This is a genomic window from Nesterenkonia sp. AY15 (assembly GCF_022565855.1).
Lineage (GTDB): Bacteria > Actinomycetota > Actinomycetes > Actinomycetales > Micrococcaceae > Nesterenkonia.
Genome location: NZ_JAJOYV010000002.1, coordinates 198,430 through 211,954 on the forward strand (window position 1 = coordinate 198,430; position 13,525 = coordinate 211,954).

The 13,525-nt window shown below is 70.1% G+C and carries 11 protein-coding genes; 5 read left to right on the plus strand and 6 right to left on the minus strand.

Going from position 1 to position 13,525, the window contains the following annotated elements:
• Positions 1-164: 164 nt before the first annotated feature.
• From LSI54_RS04785 to LSI54_RS04795, 3 genes are read right to left on the minus strand one after another with little or no spacing between them, the layout of a single operon-like run.
• Entirely contained in the window at positions 165-662 is a 498-nt protein-coding gene (locus tag LSI54_RS04785; RefSeq protein WP_241465416.1) for a MaoC/PaaZ C-terminal domain-containing protein, read from the minus strand.
• Positions 659-1,111, minus strand: a complete 453-nt coding sequence (locus tag LSI54_RS04790; protein WP_241476062.1) for an FAS1-like dehydratase domain-containing protein — start codon at positions 1,109-1,111, stop codon at positions 659-661. Before LSI54_RS04790 ends, LSI54_RS04785 begins: the two co-directional genes overlap by 4 nt.
• Positions 1,112-1,372 (minus strand): hypothetical protein, encoded by a 261-nt coding sequence (locus LSI54_RS04795; RefSeq protein ID WP_241465418.1) that lies wholly within the window; start codon positions 1,370-1,372, stop codon positions 1,112-1,114. It lies immediately after the preceding gene.
• 205 nt (positions 1,373-1,577) lie between these two features.
• On the opposite strand from LSI54_RS04795, the gene LSI54_RS04800 reads away from it, so the two are divergent.
• The 3 genes from LSI54_RS04800 to LSI54_RS04810 are packed head-to-tail and all read left to right on the plus strand — an operon-like array spanning position 1,578 to position 6,810.
• The gene (locus tag LSI54_RS04800) at positions 1,578-2,996 is read left to right on the plus strand and encodes an MFS transporter (protein ID WP_241470588.1); all 1,419 of its coding nucleotides are present in this window, start codon (positions 1,578-1,580) and stop codon (positions 2,994-2,996) included.
• Positions 2,996-5,281 carry a molybdopterin oxidoreductase family protein gene (locus tag LSI54_RS04805; RefSeq protein ID WP_241470589.1) on the plus strand — a complete coding sequence of 762 codons (2,286 nt, stop codon included), beginning with the start codon at positions 2,996-2,998 and terminating at the stop codon, positions 5,279-5,281. The genes LSI54_RS04800 and LSI54_RS04805 overlap by 1 nt, the downstream gene beginning before the upstream one ends.
• Positions 5,278-6,810 (plus strand): FAD-dependent oxidoreductase, encoded by a 1,533-nt coding sequence (locus tag LSI54_RS04810; RefSeq protein WP_241477857.1) that lies wholly within the window; start codon positions 5,278-5,280, stop codon positions 6,808-6,810. The genes LSI54_RS04805 and LSI54_RS04810 overlap by 4 nt, the downstream gene beginning before the upstream one ends.
• 158 nt (positions 6,811-6,968) lie before the next feature.
• On the opposite strand, the gene LSI54_RS04815 is transcribed toward LSI54_RS04810, so the two are convergent.
• From LSI54_RS04815 to nirB, 3 genes are read right to left on the minus strand one after another with little or no spacing between them, the layout of a single operon-like run.
• A complete protein-coding gene (locus LSI54_RS04815; protein WP_241465422.1) occupies positions 6,969-8,162 on the minus strand; it encodes a uroporphyrinogen-III synthase in 1,194 nt (397 codons plus the stop codon).
• Positions 8,162-8,977 carry a uroporphyrinogen-III C-methyltransferase gene (cobA, locus tag LSI54_RS04820; RefSeq protein ID WP_241477858.1) on the minus strand — a complete coding sequence of 272 codons (816 nt, stop codon included), beginning with the start codon at positions 8,975-8,977 and terminating at the stop codon, positions 8,162-8,164. The genes LSI54_RS04815 and cobA overlap by 1 nt, the downstream gene beginning before the upstream one ends.
• Positions 8,974-11,727: a nitrite reductase large subunit NirB gene (gene nirB, locus LSI54_RS04825; RefSeq protein WP_241470591.1), complete on the minus strand. Its 2,754-nt coding sequence runs from the start codon at positions 11,725-11,727 to the stop codon at positions 8,974-8,976. The genes cobA and nirB overlap by 4 nt, the downstream gene beginning before the upstream one ends.
• Before the next feature lie 260 nt (positions 11,728-11,987).
• On the opposite strand from nirB, the gene nirD reads away from it, so the two are divergent.
• Together nirD and LSI54_RS04835 are read left to right on the plus strand one after the other, a co-directional pair.
• A complete protein-coding gene (gene nirD / locus LSI54_RS04830) occupies positions 11,988-12,371 on the plus strand; it encodes a nitrite reductase small subunit NirD (protein WP_241465425.1) in 384 nt (127 codons plus the stop codon).
• Positions 12,372-12,381: 10 nt separating this feature from the next.
• On the plus strand, positions 12,382-13,143 hold the full coding sequence (locus LSI54_RS04835) for a sirohydrochlorin chelatase (RefSeq protein ID WP_241465426.1): 762 nt from the start codon (positions 12,382-12,384) through the stop codon (positions 13,141-13,143).
• The last annotated feature ends 382 nt before the right edge of the window (positions 13,144-13,525 follow it).

Consider the following 13,525-nt stretch of genomic DNA (forward strand, 5'->3'; position numbering starts at 1 on the left):
TGAAACCGATGTCAGACGGTTTCCGCGATTATACGGTGATGCTGTGTTTCAGCCCTATGTCAGCCGGGCGGAAGCTTGACGGCGTGTCTTCATCGAGGGCCGTCGCGCCGTGACCTGGGATGCATGTGAGCGGGACCTGCACGTGATCCAGAACTGAACGTGACCTAGAACTGCACCAGGGCCTGGGACTTCGCGAGCACCTTGGTGCGGACGGGCTCCTGGTGCGACTGCTGATCCGGTCCGGCCTCAGTCGCAGCTTCGGTGAGCAGCTCCACGCTCAGGTCCACCCGGACCCGGCGCTGCTGCGCATCCACCGCGCCGATCTTCCCGCTGATCTGAAGCCGGGCGGTGGCGGTCTCCGGGGAGCCCGACGCGGCGTCGGGCACCGGGACCGGCTTGGTGAAGCGGGACTGATAGTCGACGACGGCGCCCGGGTCGCCCGCCCAGACGCTGACCAGGTCCACGGCGGAGCCCATGGTGAGCATGCCGTGGGCGATGACCCCGTCCAGGCCGACCTCGCGGGCGAAGCGGTCGTTCCAGTGGATCGGGTTGTGGTCCCCCGACGCGGCGGCGTAGCGGATCAGGTCCGCCCGGGAGAAGCTCAGCTCGCGGGTGCCGATCTGCTGACCCTTCTGGAGGTCTTCGAAGACTGGGGTGCTCATGCGGCATCCTCCTCGTTGCGGACCAGCAGGGTGGAGGTCACGGTGCTCCGGGCGGCGCCGTCCTCGGCGCTGATCTGCACCACGGTGGTGACCATCGCGCCGGCGCCCATGGTGCGGATCCGCTCCAGGGTGACCTGGGAGCTCAACGTGTCTCCGGCGAGGATCGGGCTGTGGTGGGTGAAGCGCTCCTCGGCGTGGACCACGCGGGAGAAGTCGATGCCGGCCTCGTCGTCGTTGATCACAGCAGCCTCGGCGCGCTGGGCGATGATCACCGCGAAGCTCGGCGGCGCGACCAGGTCGTGGTGACCCAGCGCCTGGGCGGCGTCGAGGTCATGGTGCGCGGGGTGCTCGGCCTGCACCGCGAGCGCGAACTCACGGATCGCCTCACGGCTGACCTGGTACGGCGCGGCGGGAGGGTACTGGTGGCCCTGGCGGTCTGGGTTGATCATTCAGTCTTCCTTCGCTCGACGGGAGAGGATCTGAGCGGCCTGGCGTCGGCGCAGTCCGATGGCGATCAGGTGACTCAGGATGCCGACGCCCAGGAAGACCAGACCCGTGCTGCGCAGCGCGTCGGTCGTCTCCGCGGCGTCGAGCAGCGTCGCCAGCACCACCAGGATCACACCGACGGCGGTGGAGGCCATGCCCAGGACGAGGGTGACCCGGTAGGCGCGCGTCCCGCTGGTCCACGGGTCAAAGGACTGAGTGCTCACGGCGGTCAGCTTACAGGCCTCGGCGAGGCGCTCTCGAAAAACCTCACACCACCCGGTGGGGACTATGAGGCTGGTTTATCGCGACCGAAACTCGACGATCCCCTCGCGGAAACACGGCCTTGGCACAGTGGAGCCCTCACCACCGGACCCTGAATGGTCACCGCGCGGCCCAGCCCCGCGAGACGCCAGGAAGCAGGACATCGCGATGAACCCCCAGATCTCCGCCACAGCGGCGCAACGCAGAAGTCCGGCCGCCGAGACCGATGTCGCCGCGCCGACGGATCGGCTCGTCGTCGAGGAGGGCCGCTGGATCACCAACTGGCAGCCCGAGAACTCCGAGTTCTGGGATGGCCCGGGACGCCCCACCGCGCGGCGCAACCTGATCTGGAGCGTGTTCTGCGAGTTCCTCGGATTCGCCGTATGGCAGCTCTGGTCGGTCACGGTCGTATTCCTGCCCCTGGTGGGCTTCGACCTGACCACCTCCGAGCAGTTCTGGCTGGTGTCGCTGCCTCCGCTGGTCGGGGCGACCCTGCGGGTCCCCTACAGCTTCATGGTGGCGATGATCGGCGGACGCAACTGGACCATCATCTCCGCGCTGCTGCTGCTGATCCCCACCGTCGCCATGGCGCTGACCCTGGGCAACCCGGAGACGCCGAACTGGGCGCTGTTCGCCATCGCCGCGGCCGCTGGGTTCGGCGGCGGCAACTTCTCCTCCTCGATGGCCAACATCACCTACTTCTACCCGGCCAAGGAGAAGGGCGCGGCGCTGGGAGTCAACGCCGCCGGCGGCAACCTCGGCGTCGCCGTCGCCCAGTTCACCGTGCCGATCGTGGTGACCGCGTTCGCCTTCGGCGCGCTGCAGCCGAACCTGCCGGCCGCCGGGCTGTTCTGGATCCCGTTCATCCTGCTCGCCGCCTGGGGCGCTCGGAAGTACATGCACAACCTCTCTCACGCCAAGAACGACCTCAAAGGCTCGCTCTCGGCGCTGAAGGAGAAGCACCTGTGGATCATCTCGCTGATCTACATCGGGACCTTCGGCTCCTTCATGGGCTTCGGCTCGGTCTTCCCGACCCTGATCAACATCCAGTTCCCCGAGTTCTCCAGCATCCAGGTCTTCGGCGCGGCGCTCTCGCTGGCCTTCCTCGGTCCCCTGGTCGGCTCGCTGGCCCGGCCCTGCGGAGGCAGGCTCGCCGACCGGATCGGCGGCGCCCGGGTGACCATCGCCAGCTTCCTGGCGATGGCCGGGGTCACCGCCGCCGTCGTGCTGACGCTCTCGATGGCCAACTTCTGGATCTACCTGCTGCTGTTCCTGGCCCTGTTCACCCTCACCGGGGTCGCGAACGGGTCCAGCTACCGGATGATCCCGGTGGTCTTCAGGCTCTCGGTGGACCCTGCCGACCGGGTCGGACACGAGCGCAAGGCCTCCTCCGCGCTGGGTCTGATCGGCGCGATCGGCGCCTACGGCGGCTTTGCGATTCCGCAGATCCTGCGGGTGTCCAATGAGTCCACCGGCTCCTTCGACATCGCCTTCTGGGTCTTCGCCACCGGCTACGTCGCCCTGGCCGGGCTCACCTGGCTGGTCTACATGCGCCCCGGCACCGTCTTCGCCCGCGCCAACGTCTGATGCCGGCACCCCAGACCACCCGCGAGGTGAACACCCACTGCCCGTACTGCGCGCTGCAATGCGCCATGACGCTGCGGATCCCCGAGAGACCGAGCAGCGCCGAGACGGAGCAGACCCCGCCGGGCATCACGGTGGAAGGTGCCCGGTTCCCGACCAACCGGGGGCGGCTGTGCCGGAAGGGCAGCACCGCCGCGGAGCTGCTCGGCCCACGCAGCGACCGGCTCCGCTCCCCCCTGATCGCCGAGACCGACGACGACGGCGAGCGCAGCTTCCGCGCGGCCTCCTGGGAGGAGGCGCTGGACCATATCGCGGAGCGGCTGCGCAGCATCCAGGCCACCCACGGCCCAGACGCGATCGGGGTGTTCGGCTCCGGCAGCCTGACCAATGAGAAGACCTACGCGCTGGGGAAGTTCGCCAGGGTCGCGCTGGGAACCTCGCAGATCGACTACAACGGCAGGTTCTGCATGTCCTCGGCGGCGAAGGCCTCCACAGAGGTCTTCGGACTGGACCGCGGGCTTCCGTTCCCGCTCACGGACCTCGATGCCGCCTGCACCGTCCTGCTGCTGGGCTCCAACGTGGCCGACACCATGCCACCCTTCGTGCAGCACCTGGAGGGTGCTCGATCCAAGGGTGGTCTGATCGTGGTGGACCCGCGGCGCAGCTCCACCGCCGAGCTCACCGCCGACGGCGCCGGGTTCCATGTGGCTCCGACCTCCGGCGGGGACCTGGTGCTGCTGCTGGCCCTGGCCAACGTGCTCTTCGAGGAGGGTTACACCGATCAGCGCTATCTGGCGGACCGGGTCAGCGGCACCGAGGACTTCCGCCGGTCCGCGGCCGCCTGGTGGCCCGAGCGGGCTCAGGCCGCCACCGGAGTCGGCGCGGACCAGATCCGCCTCATCGCCCGTCGGCTGGGATCCGCGGCCGTGAGCGCCCGCGACGGCGGCGATCCGGTCTTCATCCTCACCGGACGCGGCGTGGAGCAGCACCGCGACGGCACCGACACCGCACGGGCCGCGATCAGCCTGGCGCTGGTCCTCGGGCTGCCCGGCGCCCGTGGAGGCTACGGCACCCTGACCGGACAGGGCAACGGGCAGGGCGGCCGGGAGATGGGGCAGAAGTCGGACCAGCTCCCGGGGCTGCGCTCGATCAGCTCCCCCACCGACCGGGCGCACATCGCCGAGGTCTGGGGCGTGGCGCCGGAATCGATCCCAGGCCCCGGGGTCCCGGCCACGCAGCTGCTGCACACCATGGGCACCCGGACTGATCAGGGCCCGGACGGGATCCGTGCGCTGCTGGTCCATGGCTCCAATGTGGCCGTCTCGGCGCCCGACACCTCCCGGGTGCTTAAGAATCTGCGGGCCCTGGACCTGCTCGTGGTGGCCGACTTCTTCCTCTCCGAGACGGCCGCCGAGGCCGACGTCGTGCTTCCGGTGCTGCAGTGGGCCGAGGAGGACGGCACCATGACCAGCCTGGAGGGGCGGCTGCTGCGCCGTCGTCGGGCCCTGGAGCCGCCGTCGGGGTGCCGCTCGGAGCTGTGGATCTTCGCGGAGCTGGCCCGGCGTCTCGGCGTGCCCACCGGCTTCTCCACCGATCCGGCGGAGGTCTTCGAGGAGATCCGTCGGGCCACCGCGGGGGCGACTGCGGACTACTCCGCGATGAGCTGGGAGCTGTTGGACGCCGGACACGCCGGCTACTGGCCGCACCCGGCAGCCGCGGAGCCGGCCGCGGAGCGTGCACATGCCGCCGGTGCTGGCAGTGCGGCCGGTGCTGGCAATGCGGCCGGGCCAGAGCGCACCAGCACCGGGGAGCCGATCATCGGGACTCCGCGGATGTTCACCGCCCGCTTCGCCCACGCCGATGGCCGGGCGACGCTGCGCGCGATCCGGCCACGCGCCCAGGCGGCACCGCACGCCGAGGAGCTCACCTTCACCACCGGACGGCTGATGGAGCACTATCAGTCGGGCAACCAGACCCGGCGGGTGCCGGCCCTGGACGCCGCGCACCCGCAGGTGACGGTGCAGATCCACCCGGCCACGGCGCGCCAGTTCGGGTTGGCCGAGGATGGCTTCGCGGTTGTGGAGAACGCGCAGGGCGCGCTGACCGCGAAGGTCGTCTTCGACGCCGGGATCCGCGCGGACACCCTCTTCTCGCCCTTCCATTTCTCCGGCCGCAGCGCCGCCAACCTGCTCACCCGGGGCCTGACCGACCCGCATTCGAAGATGCCGGAATTCAAGAACACCCCGGTCCGAATCCGTCCCGCCACTTCCACGGAGGCAGCCGCATGACTCACCCGATCCCGCACGTGCTGGTGCTCGGCTTCGGTCCGGTCGCCGCCCGGCTGATCGATGAGCTTCTCGAGGAGGTCACGATCGGTACGCTCCGGCTGACCGTGATCGGCGCCGAGACCGAGCCGGCCTACCAGCGCATCCGCATCGGGGACGTCTCGGTGGGCCGCATCCAGCCCGCCGACCTCGCCGTGACCGACCCGCGCGCGCTTCGCGAGGCCGGCGTCGACGTGCGCACCGCGGTGACCGCCACCGGTATCGACCGAGAGACTCAGCGGGTCACGCTCGATGACGGCGGCACGCTCTCCTACGACCGGCTGGTGCTGGCCACCGGCGCGGAACCGATGACGCCCAGCTTCGAGGTGGAGTCTCGCCGCGGCGGTGCCATCGACGCGGAGCTGAAGTCCCCCGGACTGCCGGAGGGGATCCTCGCCGTGCGCGAGATGGGTGATGCGCTGCGGCTGGCCGAGGTCGTGCACCGCGGCGAACCGGTCATCGTGCTCGGTGGGGGCGTGCTCGGCGTGGAGGCGGCGCTGGCCATCGCCGAGGTCGGGGCCCCGGTGACCCTGGTGCACCGAGGCAATGTGCCGATGAACCGGCAGATCGACACCGATGCCGGGATGCTGCTGCGCCGCGAGCTGATCCGTGCCGGGGTCCAGGTGCGGGCGGCGGCGGACATCACCACCGTGATCGCTGAATCAGGCCGCCTGTCTGGGGTGCGCACCTCTCTGGGCGAGAAGCTGCCCGGCTCGTTGCTGGTCACCTGCACCGGAGTCCGCGCGCGGGACCAGCTGGCCGCCGCCTCCGGACTGCCCACCCGCTGGGGAGTGCTGACCGACCAGGCGTGCCGCAGCGTGACCGACCCACTGATCTACGCGATCGGTGACTGCGCCACCGTGGATGGGAAGGTCTCCGCGGGACTGATCGCGCCGGGGTGGGAGCACGCTGCGACCGTCGCACAGGCCCTGCGTGGGGACCTCGGGCTGGAGCAGATCATCGAGCGCGATGCCGCCGGAGCCCCGGTGCACCTGACGGCCCACAAGGGCCTGGACGTGATCCTGTTGAAGTCCCACACGCTCAACGTCGCCTGCGCCGGAACCACCGATGTGGACCCCTGGGATCCCGACTCGCCCACCGTCTCCACCTGGTCAGATCCGAAGGGCGGTCAATACCTGCGCATCGTCTCGGATGAGGACCGGCTGCTCGGCTTCGTCGCGGTCGGAATGCCGCGCTCGGCCGCTGAACTGGCCATCCATGCCGGACGAGGCACCATCCCGGTGACCGACCGCACCGCGCTGCTGGCGGCCGAGCACGCCACCCGCGAGGCGCAGCTCGGCGCGCAGGACGTGCTGTGCAGGTGCGCCGGCACCACCCTCGCCCAGGTGCAGGACGCGGCCGCCTGCTCATCCACCGTGGCGGAGGTCGGGGCGGCCTGCCGCGCCGGCACCGGCTGCGGCACCTGTCATGTGCGCATCGAGAAGCTGCTCAGCGCCGAGGCCAGGCAGCTCCCGACGGCGGTGCACGCCTGAGCGGAGCGCGCGGAGAACCAGGTCGAGCAATGTGCGAGGTCGGACAGTGAGCCTGGTCAGGCAGTGAGCCTGGTCAGGCAGTGAGCCTGGTCAGGCGGTGAGCCCGGTCAGGCGGTGAGCCCGGTCAGGCGGTGAGCCCGGTGAGACGGCGAGCAGGGTCAGACCGCGAGCCGGTACCCGCGCTTGACCACGGTGCTCACCAGACCGCTGACCGGCAGCGATTTGCGCAGCCGGGAGACCCACATCTCCAGGGCATGCTCGGAATCGCACTGGACCAGCACCTGCATCAGATGCTCCCGGGAGAGCACCGCCCCCTCGGCCTTGACCAGCGCCCGCATCAGCGACAACGGCCCCGGCGGCAGACGCACCGCCTGGTCGGTGAGCTGGGGGAGGCGCACCTCGGAGCCGCGCATCTCGACAGGTCCGTGCCGGGTGGTGATGCGCAGCGTCTGATGTTCCTCGAGGTGGTCACAGACCAGCTTGATCATCGCGCCCAGGCGCCAGCGCGAGGGGATGATCGGGCTGAGCCCCGCATCGTAGAGGGGTCCTGCGGTCACAGCGCCCACGGCCACCGAGACCACGTCGCCGCGCAGCGCTGCGACCAGCGCCTCCGACCTTCCGTACTGACGGGCCACCGAGAGGAACGCCTCCACTGCAGGGGCTGCGGTGAAGGTGATCAGGTCGAGCTGTCGTTCGATCACCGCGTCGATCATGCGCAGCAGGTCCGAGTCTTCATCGGGCCTGGTCCAGGTATAGGGCAGCACGGTGACCACCCTGGCGCCAGCCGCCTGGAGCCGGTGGATCTGCGAATCATCACTGGCCCCGTGCTGCTGCAGCGCCACGGTCTTGTCCCTCACGTCACGGGTCAGCAGCATGTCCACCACGGTCGCGGTGCGCTCGTCCTCGGCGGAGCCGTCGTCATCGAGGCCCGCAGCCCGCACCGCACCGCGCGCCTTGGGACCGCGCACCAGGATGGTCGCCTGCTCCAGGGCGTCGAAGAGCTCCGCGCCCAGACCATAGGCGTCCGCGGCCTCGAACCAGCGGCGCATCCCGTAGGCGGTGGTGATGACCGCGAAGTCCGGTGCCGCGTCGATCACCCGGCGGGTGTCCTGCTGCAGGGTCACAGATTCGGTCAGCGCGACGATCCGCAGCGCAGGGGCGTGCATGACTTCGGCCCCGCGCCGCTGAAACGCGCAGATGAGGTCCTCGCTGCGTCTGTCTGAGGTGACCCCGATCCGGAAGCCCGCCAAGGTCTGCGGCACCGCCGAAGCGGTCTCGGGCGCAGTCCTGACGGCAGACCCGCCATTGCCGCCGGCGGGGAGAGGGGCGTCGGAGGAGGTGATTGCGGTCATCAGAGCACCGCCCCGGCCATGGCGCGGATGACCTGTTCCCCGGCGACCGCCGGAGAGGAGTCGGTGTCGCTGCGGGCCTCGCCGGAGCAGGGCTCAGTCGCCGCCAGCCGGACCACCTCCCCGATCACCAGCACTGCCGGCGAGCGCAGCCTGGCTTCGGCCGCGACCCCGAGGATCTCGCCGAGCGGGGCGATGAGCACCCGCTGATCGGCGCTGAAGCCGCGCTCCACGATCCCCACCGGGGTCTCTCCGGCGAGCCCGTGGCGCTGCAGCCCGGCCATGGTGTGTCCCAGCGTGCCCACACCCATCAGGATCACCGCGGTGCCGCCCAGAGCGGCCAGGCCGGAGAGCTCCTGCTCGCTGAGCGGGTCGTGTCCGGAGATCACGGTGAAGGACTTCGAGACGTTGCGGGCGGTGACCGGGATCCCTGCCGCGGCGGGCACGGCGATCGCCGAGGTGATCCCCGGGACCACCGTCACCGGGATGCCGGCGTCACGGCATGCGGCGACCTCCTCGCAGCCGCGTCCGAAGACGAACGGGTCACCGCCCTTGAGCCGGACCACGCGTCGACCGCTGCGCGCGGCGTCGGTCATCATCGCCTGGATGTCCTCCTGGGCGACCCGGCGATGTCCGGGACGCTTGCCGACGTCGTAGAGCTCGGCCGCCGGGGCCCACTCGCGCAGACCCTCGGTGGGCGCGAGCCGATCGTAGAAGACGACGTCGGCGATCGCCAACGCGTCACGGGCTCGCACGGTCATCAGGTCGGCGGCTCCAGGGCCGCCTCCGATCAGTGTCACCTCTCCCAGAACCATCATGACCTTCCCTCCGCGGCTGCCAGGTTGTTGGGGACGGGGACGCCCGGGCGGGCCTCCCCCGGCTCCTGATGCGCGCCTGCCCGGGCGGCGTCTTCTCGGACCATCTCCTCGCGCACCGGGATGCGCGGCCCGGTGAGCAGCACCGGACCCTCCCCTGCCGCGGCGTCGAGCTTCTCCTGTTCGGTGGCCGGGCGGCGCTGTCCGCGCTCGATCACGTAGGCCAGTCCGGTGTCCGGGGCGTCCGGGGCGTTGACGAAGCTGCGGAATCGGCGCAGCCGTTCCGGGTCGCGCAGCGTCGCGGCCCATTCGTCCTCGTAGCCATCTACGTGTCTGGCCATGGCCGCTTCGAGGTCTTCTCCGATGCCCAGGGAGTCTTTGACCACCACGTCATGGACGTGGTCGACGCCCCCGGGCAGCTCCTCGATCCAGCGCGCGGTGCGCTGGAGCCGGTCTGCGGTGCGCACGTAGTACATGACGTAGCGGTCGATGTAACGCAGCAGCGTCGGGTCGTCGAGGTCCTTGGCCAGCAGCTGTCCGTGGGCCGGGGTGGCCCCGCCGTTGCCGCCGACGTACATGTTCCAGCCGTCGCTGGTGGCGATCACGCCGACGTCCTTCGCGCGGGCCTCCGCGCACTCGCGGGCGCATCCGGAGACGCCGAACTTCATCTTGTGCGGCGAGCGCAGTCCGCGGTACCGGTTCTCCAGCCGGATGCCCATGGCCACCGAGTCCTGGACCCCGTAGCGGCACCAGCTGGAGCCCACGCAGGACTTCACGTTGCGCAGCGCCTTGCCATAGGCCTGACCGGATTCGAATCCGGCGTCGACCAGGCGGCGCCAGATCTGCGGCAGCTGCTCCAGCCGGGCGCCGAACATGTCAACCCGCTGGGCCGCGGAGATCTTGGTATAGAGGTCGAAGTCGGCCGCGACCTCGGCGATCACCTTGAGCTTCTGCGGGGTGATCTCCCCGCCGGGGATCCGCGGCATCACCGAGTAGGTGCCGTCCTTCTGCATGTTCGCCAGGGCCCGGTCATTGGTGTCCTGCAGCGTGCCGCGACCGGCTTCGAGGATGTACTCGGCGCCGTGCTGGGCGGCCAGGATCGAGGCCACGACCGGTTTGCAGATGTCGCAGCCGAGGTTGAGCTGCGCGTCGGCGGGGGTTCCGAACCGGGCGACGATCTCGGTGAAGCTGGTCAGCTGGGTGGCCCGCACGGCTTCGAAGAGCTCGGCGCGGGAGTGGCCGAAGTGCTCGCAGAGCGCCTTGGAGACGTCGAACCCCAGAGAGAGCATCTGCTTCTCCATGATCTTCTTCGCCATCGGGATGCAGGAGCCGCACTGGGTGCCGACCCTGGTGCAGCTCTTCATCGCGGCCATGTCGGTGCAGCCGGGGGTGGTCCCGTCGCCGGTGACGGCGGATCGGATCTGTCCCGCGCAGATGTCCTTGCAGGAGCAGACCTGGGCGTCGTCAGGCAGCTCCAGGTCCAGCTCTCCGCCACCGGCGGCGGAGAGGAACGCGCCGGGGGCGGCCGGCAGCTCACGGCCCAGCAGCGGGCGCAGCGAGGAATAGGGGCTGGCGTCACCGACGAAGACCCCGCCGAGCAGGGTGGTGGCGTCGTCGGTGACCACGATCTTCTGATAGATGCCGCCGACGGCGTCGGCGTAGACGACCTCGAGCGCGCCGGGGGTCTCGGCGAAGGCGTCTCCGAAGGAGGCCACGTCCATGCCGGCGAGCTTGAGCTTCGCGGCGGTGTCGAACCCGACGAACGAGGCTGCTCCCCCGCTGAGCCGGTCCGCGACCACCTCGGCCATCGCATTGGCCGGAGCGACCAGGCCCATGGAGATGCCCTGGTAGCTCGCGACCTCTCCGATGGCCCAGATCTTCGACGCCGAGGTGGCACAGGTCTCGTCGATGACCACGCCTCCGCGCTCGGCGCAGTCGATTCCTGCCGCAGCGGCGAGCTCGTCGCGGGCGGTGATGCCGATGGCGGCGACGACCAGGTCCGCGGGCAGGTCGGGGCCCTGCGCGAACTCCAGCGTATAGCGGCTCTGCTCTGGTCCTGCCTCTGGGTCCACGGCCATCCGGGTGGGCCGGTGGCCGAGTTGGAGCCGGTAGCCCTCCTGCTGAAGCAGCCGGTTCAGGGTGCGGCCGCCGAACTCGTCCACCTGGGCGTTCATCAGCCAGGGGCGGGAATGCACCACCGTGACCTCGGCACCGAGGCCCTTGAGCCCGCCAGCCGCCTCCAGGCCGAGCAGGCCGCCGCCGATCACCGCGCAGCGGGCCGGACGGCCCAGCTCGGCGCTGAGCTCGGCGGCGCGCTGCCGGAGCCAGTCGACGTCGTCCAGGGTTCGGTAGACCGCGATGTGCTCGCTGCCCTCGATCGGTGGCCTGGGCGCGGAGGATCCGGTGGCGAGCACCAGCTCGTCGAAGCCGTACACCTCACCGGCCGCCGTGCGCAGCGTCTGGGCCTGCGCGTCAACCTGGGTCACCGCGGTGGCGGTGTGCAGCTGGACCCGGGGATCGGCCCAGAGCGCCGGGTCCCCCAGCAGCAGCTCATCGTCGAACTGCGCGAAGCGTCGGGACAGCGCCACCCGGTCATAGGGGGCCGACGCTTCCTCGGTGAACACGCTGATCCGGAGACCGACGGGGTCCCGGGCGATGAGGGCCTCGGTCAGCCGGTGGGCGGCGGGGCCGCCTCCGACGACGGCGATATGCCGCTCGGTCCCGGCCGGGGCCGAGTGTGGGGTTGCGTCCATGGGAGTTCACCTTCGCGGTAGCCGATGAGTGCGATCTGCCTTCACGTCGATCTGGCGGAGGTCTTCGGTGTTCGATAGGGGTGCGCCGGACCGTCGAGGGTTCGCCCCAGCCTAGGAACACGCGATTTCTCAGCGGTGTCGCGTTTGTAACACCAATATGACAAGGTCCTCATCTTGTTCTCAGCGCTGGTGAGATCAGCGTCATCAGGGCTTTACACGCTGGCGTTCCGGACGAAACTGCTCCTGCCTAGGCTGGGGCGATGAGCACCGCGACCACGACCGCATACACGCCCACGTCCATTGCCGGAGCCCCAGGCACCGAGCCCTTCTGGCATCGGGTGTGCCGCTTGGAGGACCTGGAGCCGATGTGGGGCGAGGCCGCTCTGGTCCAGGGCACGCAGATCGCGCTGATCCGGCTGCAGGGCGAGACGGTGCATGCGGTGTCCCAGCTGGATCCCTGCGCCGGCGCGAATGTGATGTCTCGCGGTATCGTCGGGTCCAGAGCTGGCCGGCCTACATTGGCCTCACCGATCCATAAGCAGCCCTATGACCTGGCCACCGGTCAGTGCCTCAGCGATGAGGCGCTGCAGCTGAACTCCTATCCGGTGCGCGTCCAAGCCGGATTCATCGAGGTGAAAGTCTGAGGTTTCTCTGATGACCCACGCCGTCGAAACGTCTGCCGCGTTGCTGGCCGTCTCCCACGGCACCTCCGATCCTGAGGGACAGCGCCTGGTCGCGCAGCTGGCGCAGCGGGTCCAGGAGGTCGCCGCCGCGCGGGGATGCGCGGATCCGGTCAGGCTCGGGCACGTGGATGTGCAGCAGCCTGACGTCCCCGCCAGCCTGGCCTCCCTGCCCGAGGAGATGGCCGTCGTCGTCGTGCCCCTGCTGCTCTCCGCCGGCTTCCACGTCAATGTGGACCTCAGGGAGGACACCGCCGATCTGGACCGTCCGGTGACCGTGGGCGGTGCGCTGGGCCCCGATGACCGGCTGGTGGATCTGCTGCTGCGCCGGATGGTTCAGGCCGGGGTCGACTCCGCGCGGGACACCCTGATCTTCGCCGCAGCGGGCTCCTCGGACAGCTCGGCCGTGCGGGATTGTCAGGACATGGCGGCTCGGCTCCAGGCCCGGCTGGGCCGCCCGGTCCAGGACGCCTACCTCTCCTTCGCAGAGCCCTCGGTGAAGACCACAGTGGCACAGGCGCGGAGCACCGCGCGGGGCCGGGTCGTGCTGATCAGCTATCTGCTGGCACCGGGCTACTTCCAGAAGCTGCTCGAACGCGCAGGCGCCGACGTGGTCACCCGGTCGCTGCTGCCCCAGGACTCGTCGCAGGCACCGGCGGAGCTGGTGGAGATCATCCTCGACCGGTTCGCCGCGGGACTGGCAGACCTGACCACAGCCTCGCAGGCGGCACGCTGACGGGTCCACCCGGTGCGCTGCTGCTCCCGATGAACCAGCAGATGCAGGGGTCGTGCGGAGCTGCATCGAACCGCCCGGGGCAGAGGTCCAGAGCTCTGCGTCGTGATCTCTGAGTGGTGACCTCTGAGTCAGCGGACTGCCCTCTTCGGCCTTCGCGGGCGTCATGCATGAGGTCAGCGCGTTCAGTTGTCCTGTCCCGACCGGAGAACGGTGACACAATAGGATCTCCAGCCCGTCGGCATCCATACGCTCGAACGGGCAGCGCCGGAACGCGCACGTCGTGGCGGTGTCCGGGCGTCGTCTGCGTCGTGAACGCTCTCCCGAGGGCTGAGAGGCGCCCAGCACGCGGTACGCTGGCGGGGCCCTCGCGGCTGGACCCGTT

Coding starts and splice junctions, on each gene's coding strand:
- LSI54_RS04785 (WP_241465416.1), bottom strand. CDS start 662: ATGAGCACCCCAGTCTTCGAAGACCTCCAGAAGGGTCAGCAGATCGGC.
- LSI54_RS04790 (WP_241476062.1), bottom strand. CDS start 1,111: ATGATCAACCCAGACCGCCAGGGCCACCAGTACCCTCCCGCCGCGCCG.
- LSI54_RS04800 (WP_241470588.1), top strand. CDS start 1,578: ATGAACCCCCAGATCTCCGCCACAGCGGCGCAACGCAGAAGTCCGGCC.
- LSI54_RS04805 (WP_241470589.1), top strand. CDS start 2,996: ATGCCGGCACCCCAGACCACCCGCGAGGTGAACACCCACTGCCCGTAC.
- LSI54_RS04810 (WP_241477857.1), top strand. CDS start 5,278: ATGACTCACCCGATCCCGCACGTGCTGGTGCTCGGCTTCGGTCCGGTC.
- LSI54_RS04815 (WP_241465422.1), bottom strand. CDS start 8,162: ATGACCGCAATCACCTCCTCCGACGCCCCTCTCCCCGCCGGCGGCAAT.
- cobA (WP_241477858.1), bottom strand. CDS start 8,977: ATGATGGTTCTGGGAGAGGTGACACTGATCGGAGGCGGCCCTGGAGCC.
- nirB (WP_241470591.1), bottom strand. CDS start 11,727: ATGGACGCAACCCCACACTCGGCCCCGGCCGGGACCGAGCGGCATATC.
- nirD (WP_241465425.1), top strand. CDS start 11,988: ATGAGCACCGCGACCACGACCGCATACACGCCCACGTCCATTGCCGGA.
- LSI54_RS04835 (WP_241465426.1), top strand. CDS start 12,382: ATGACCCACGCCGTCGAAACGTCTGCCGCGTTGCTGGCCGTCTCCCAC.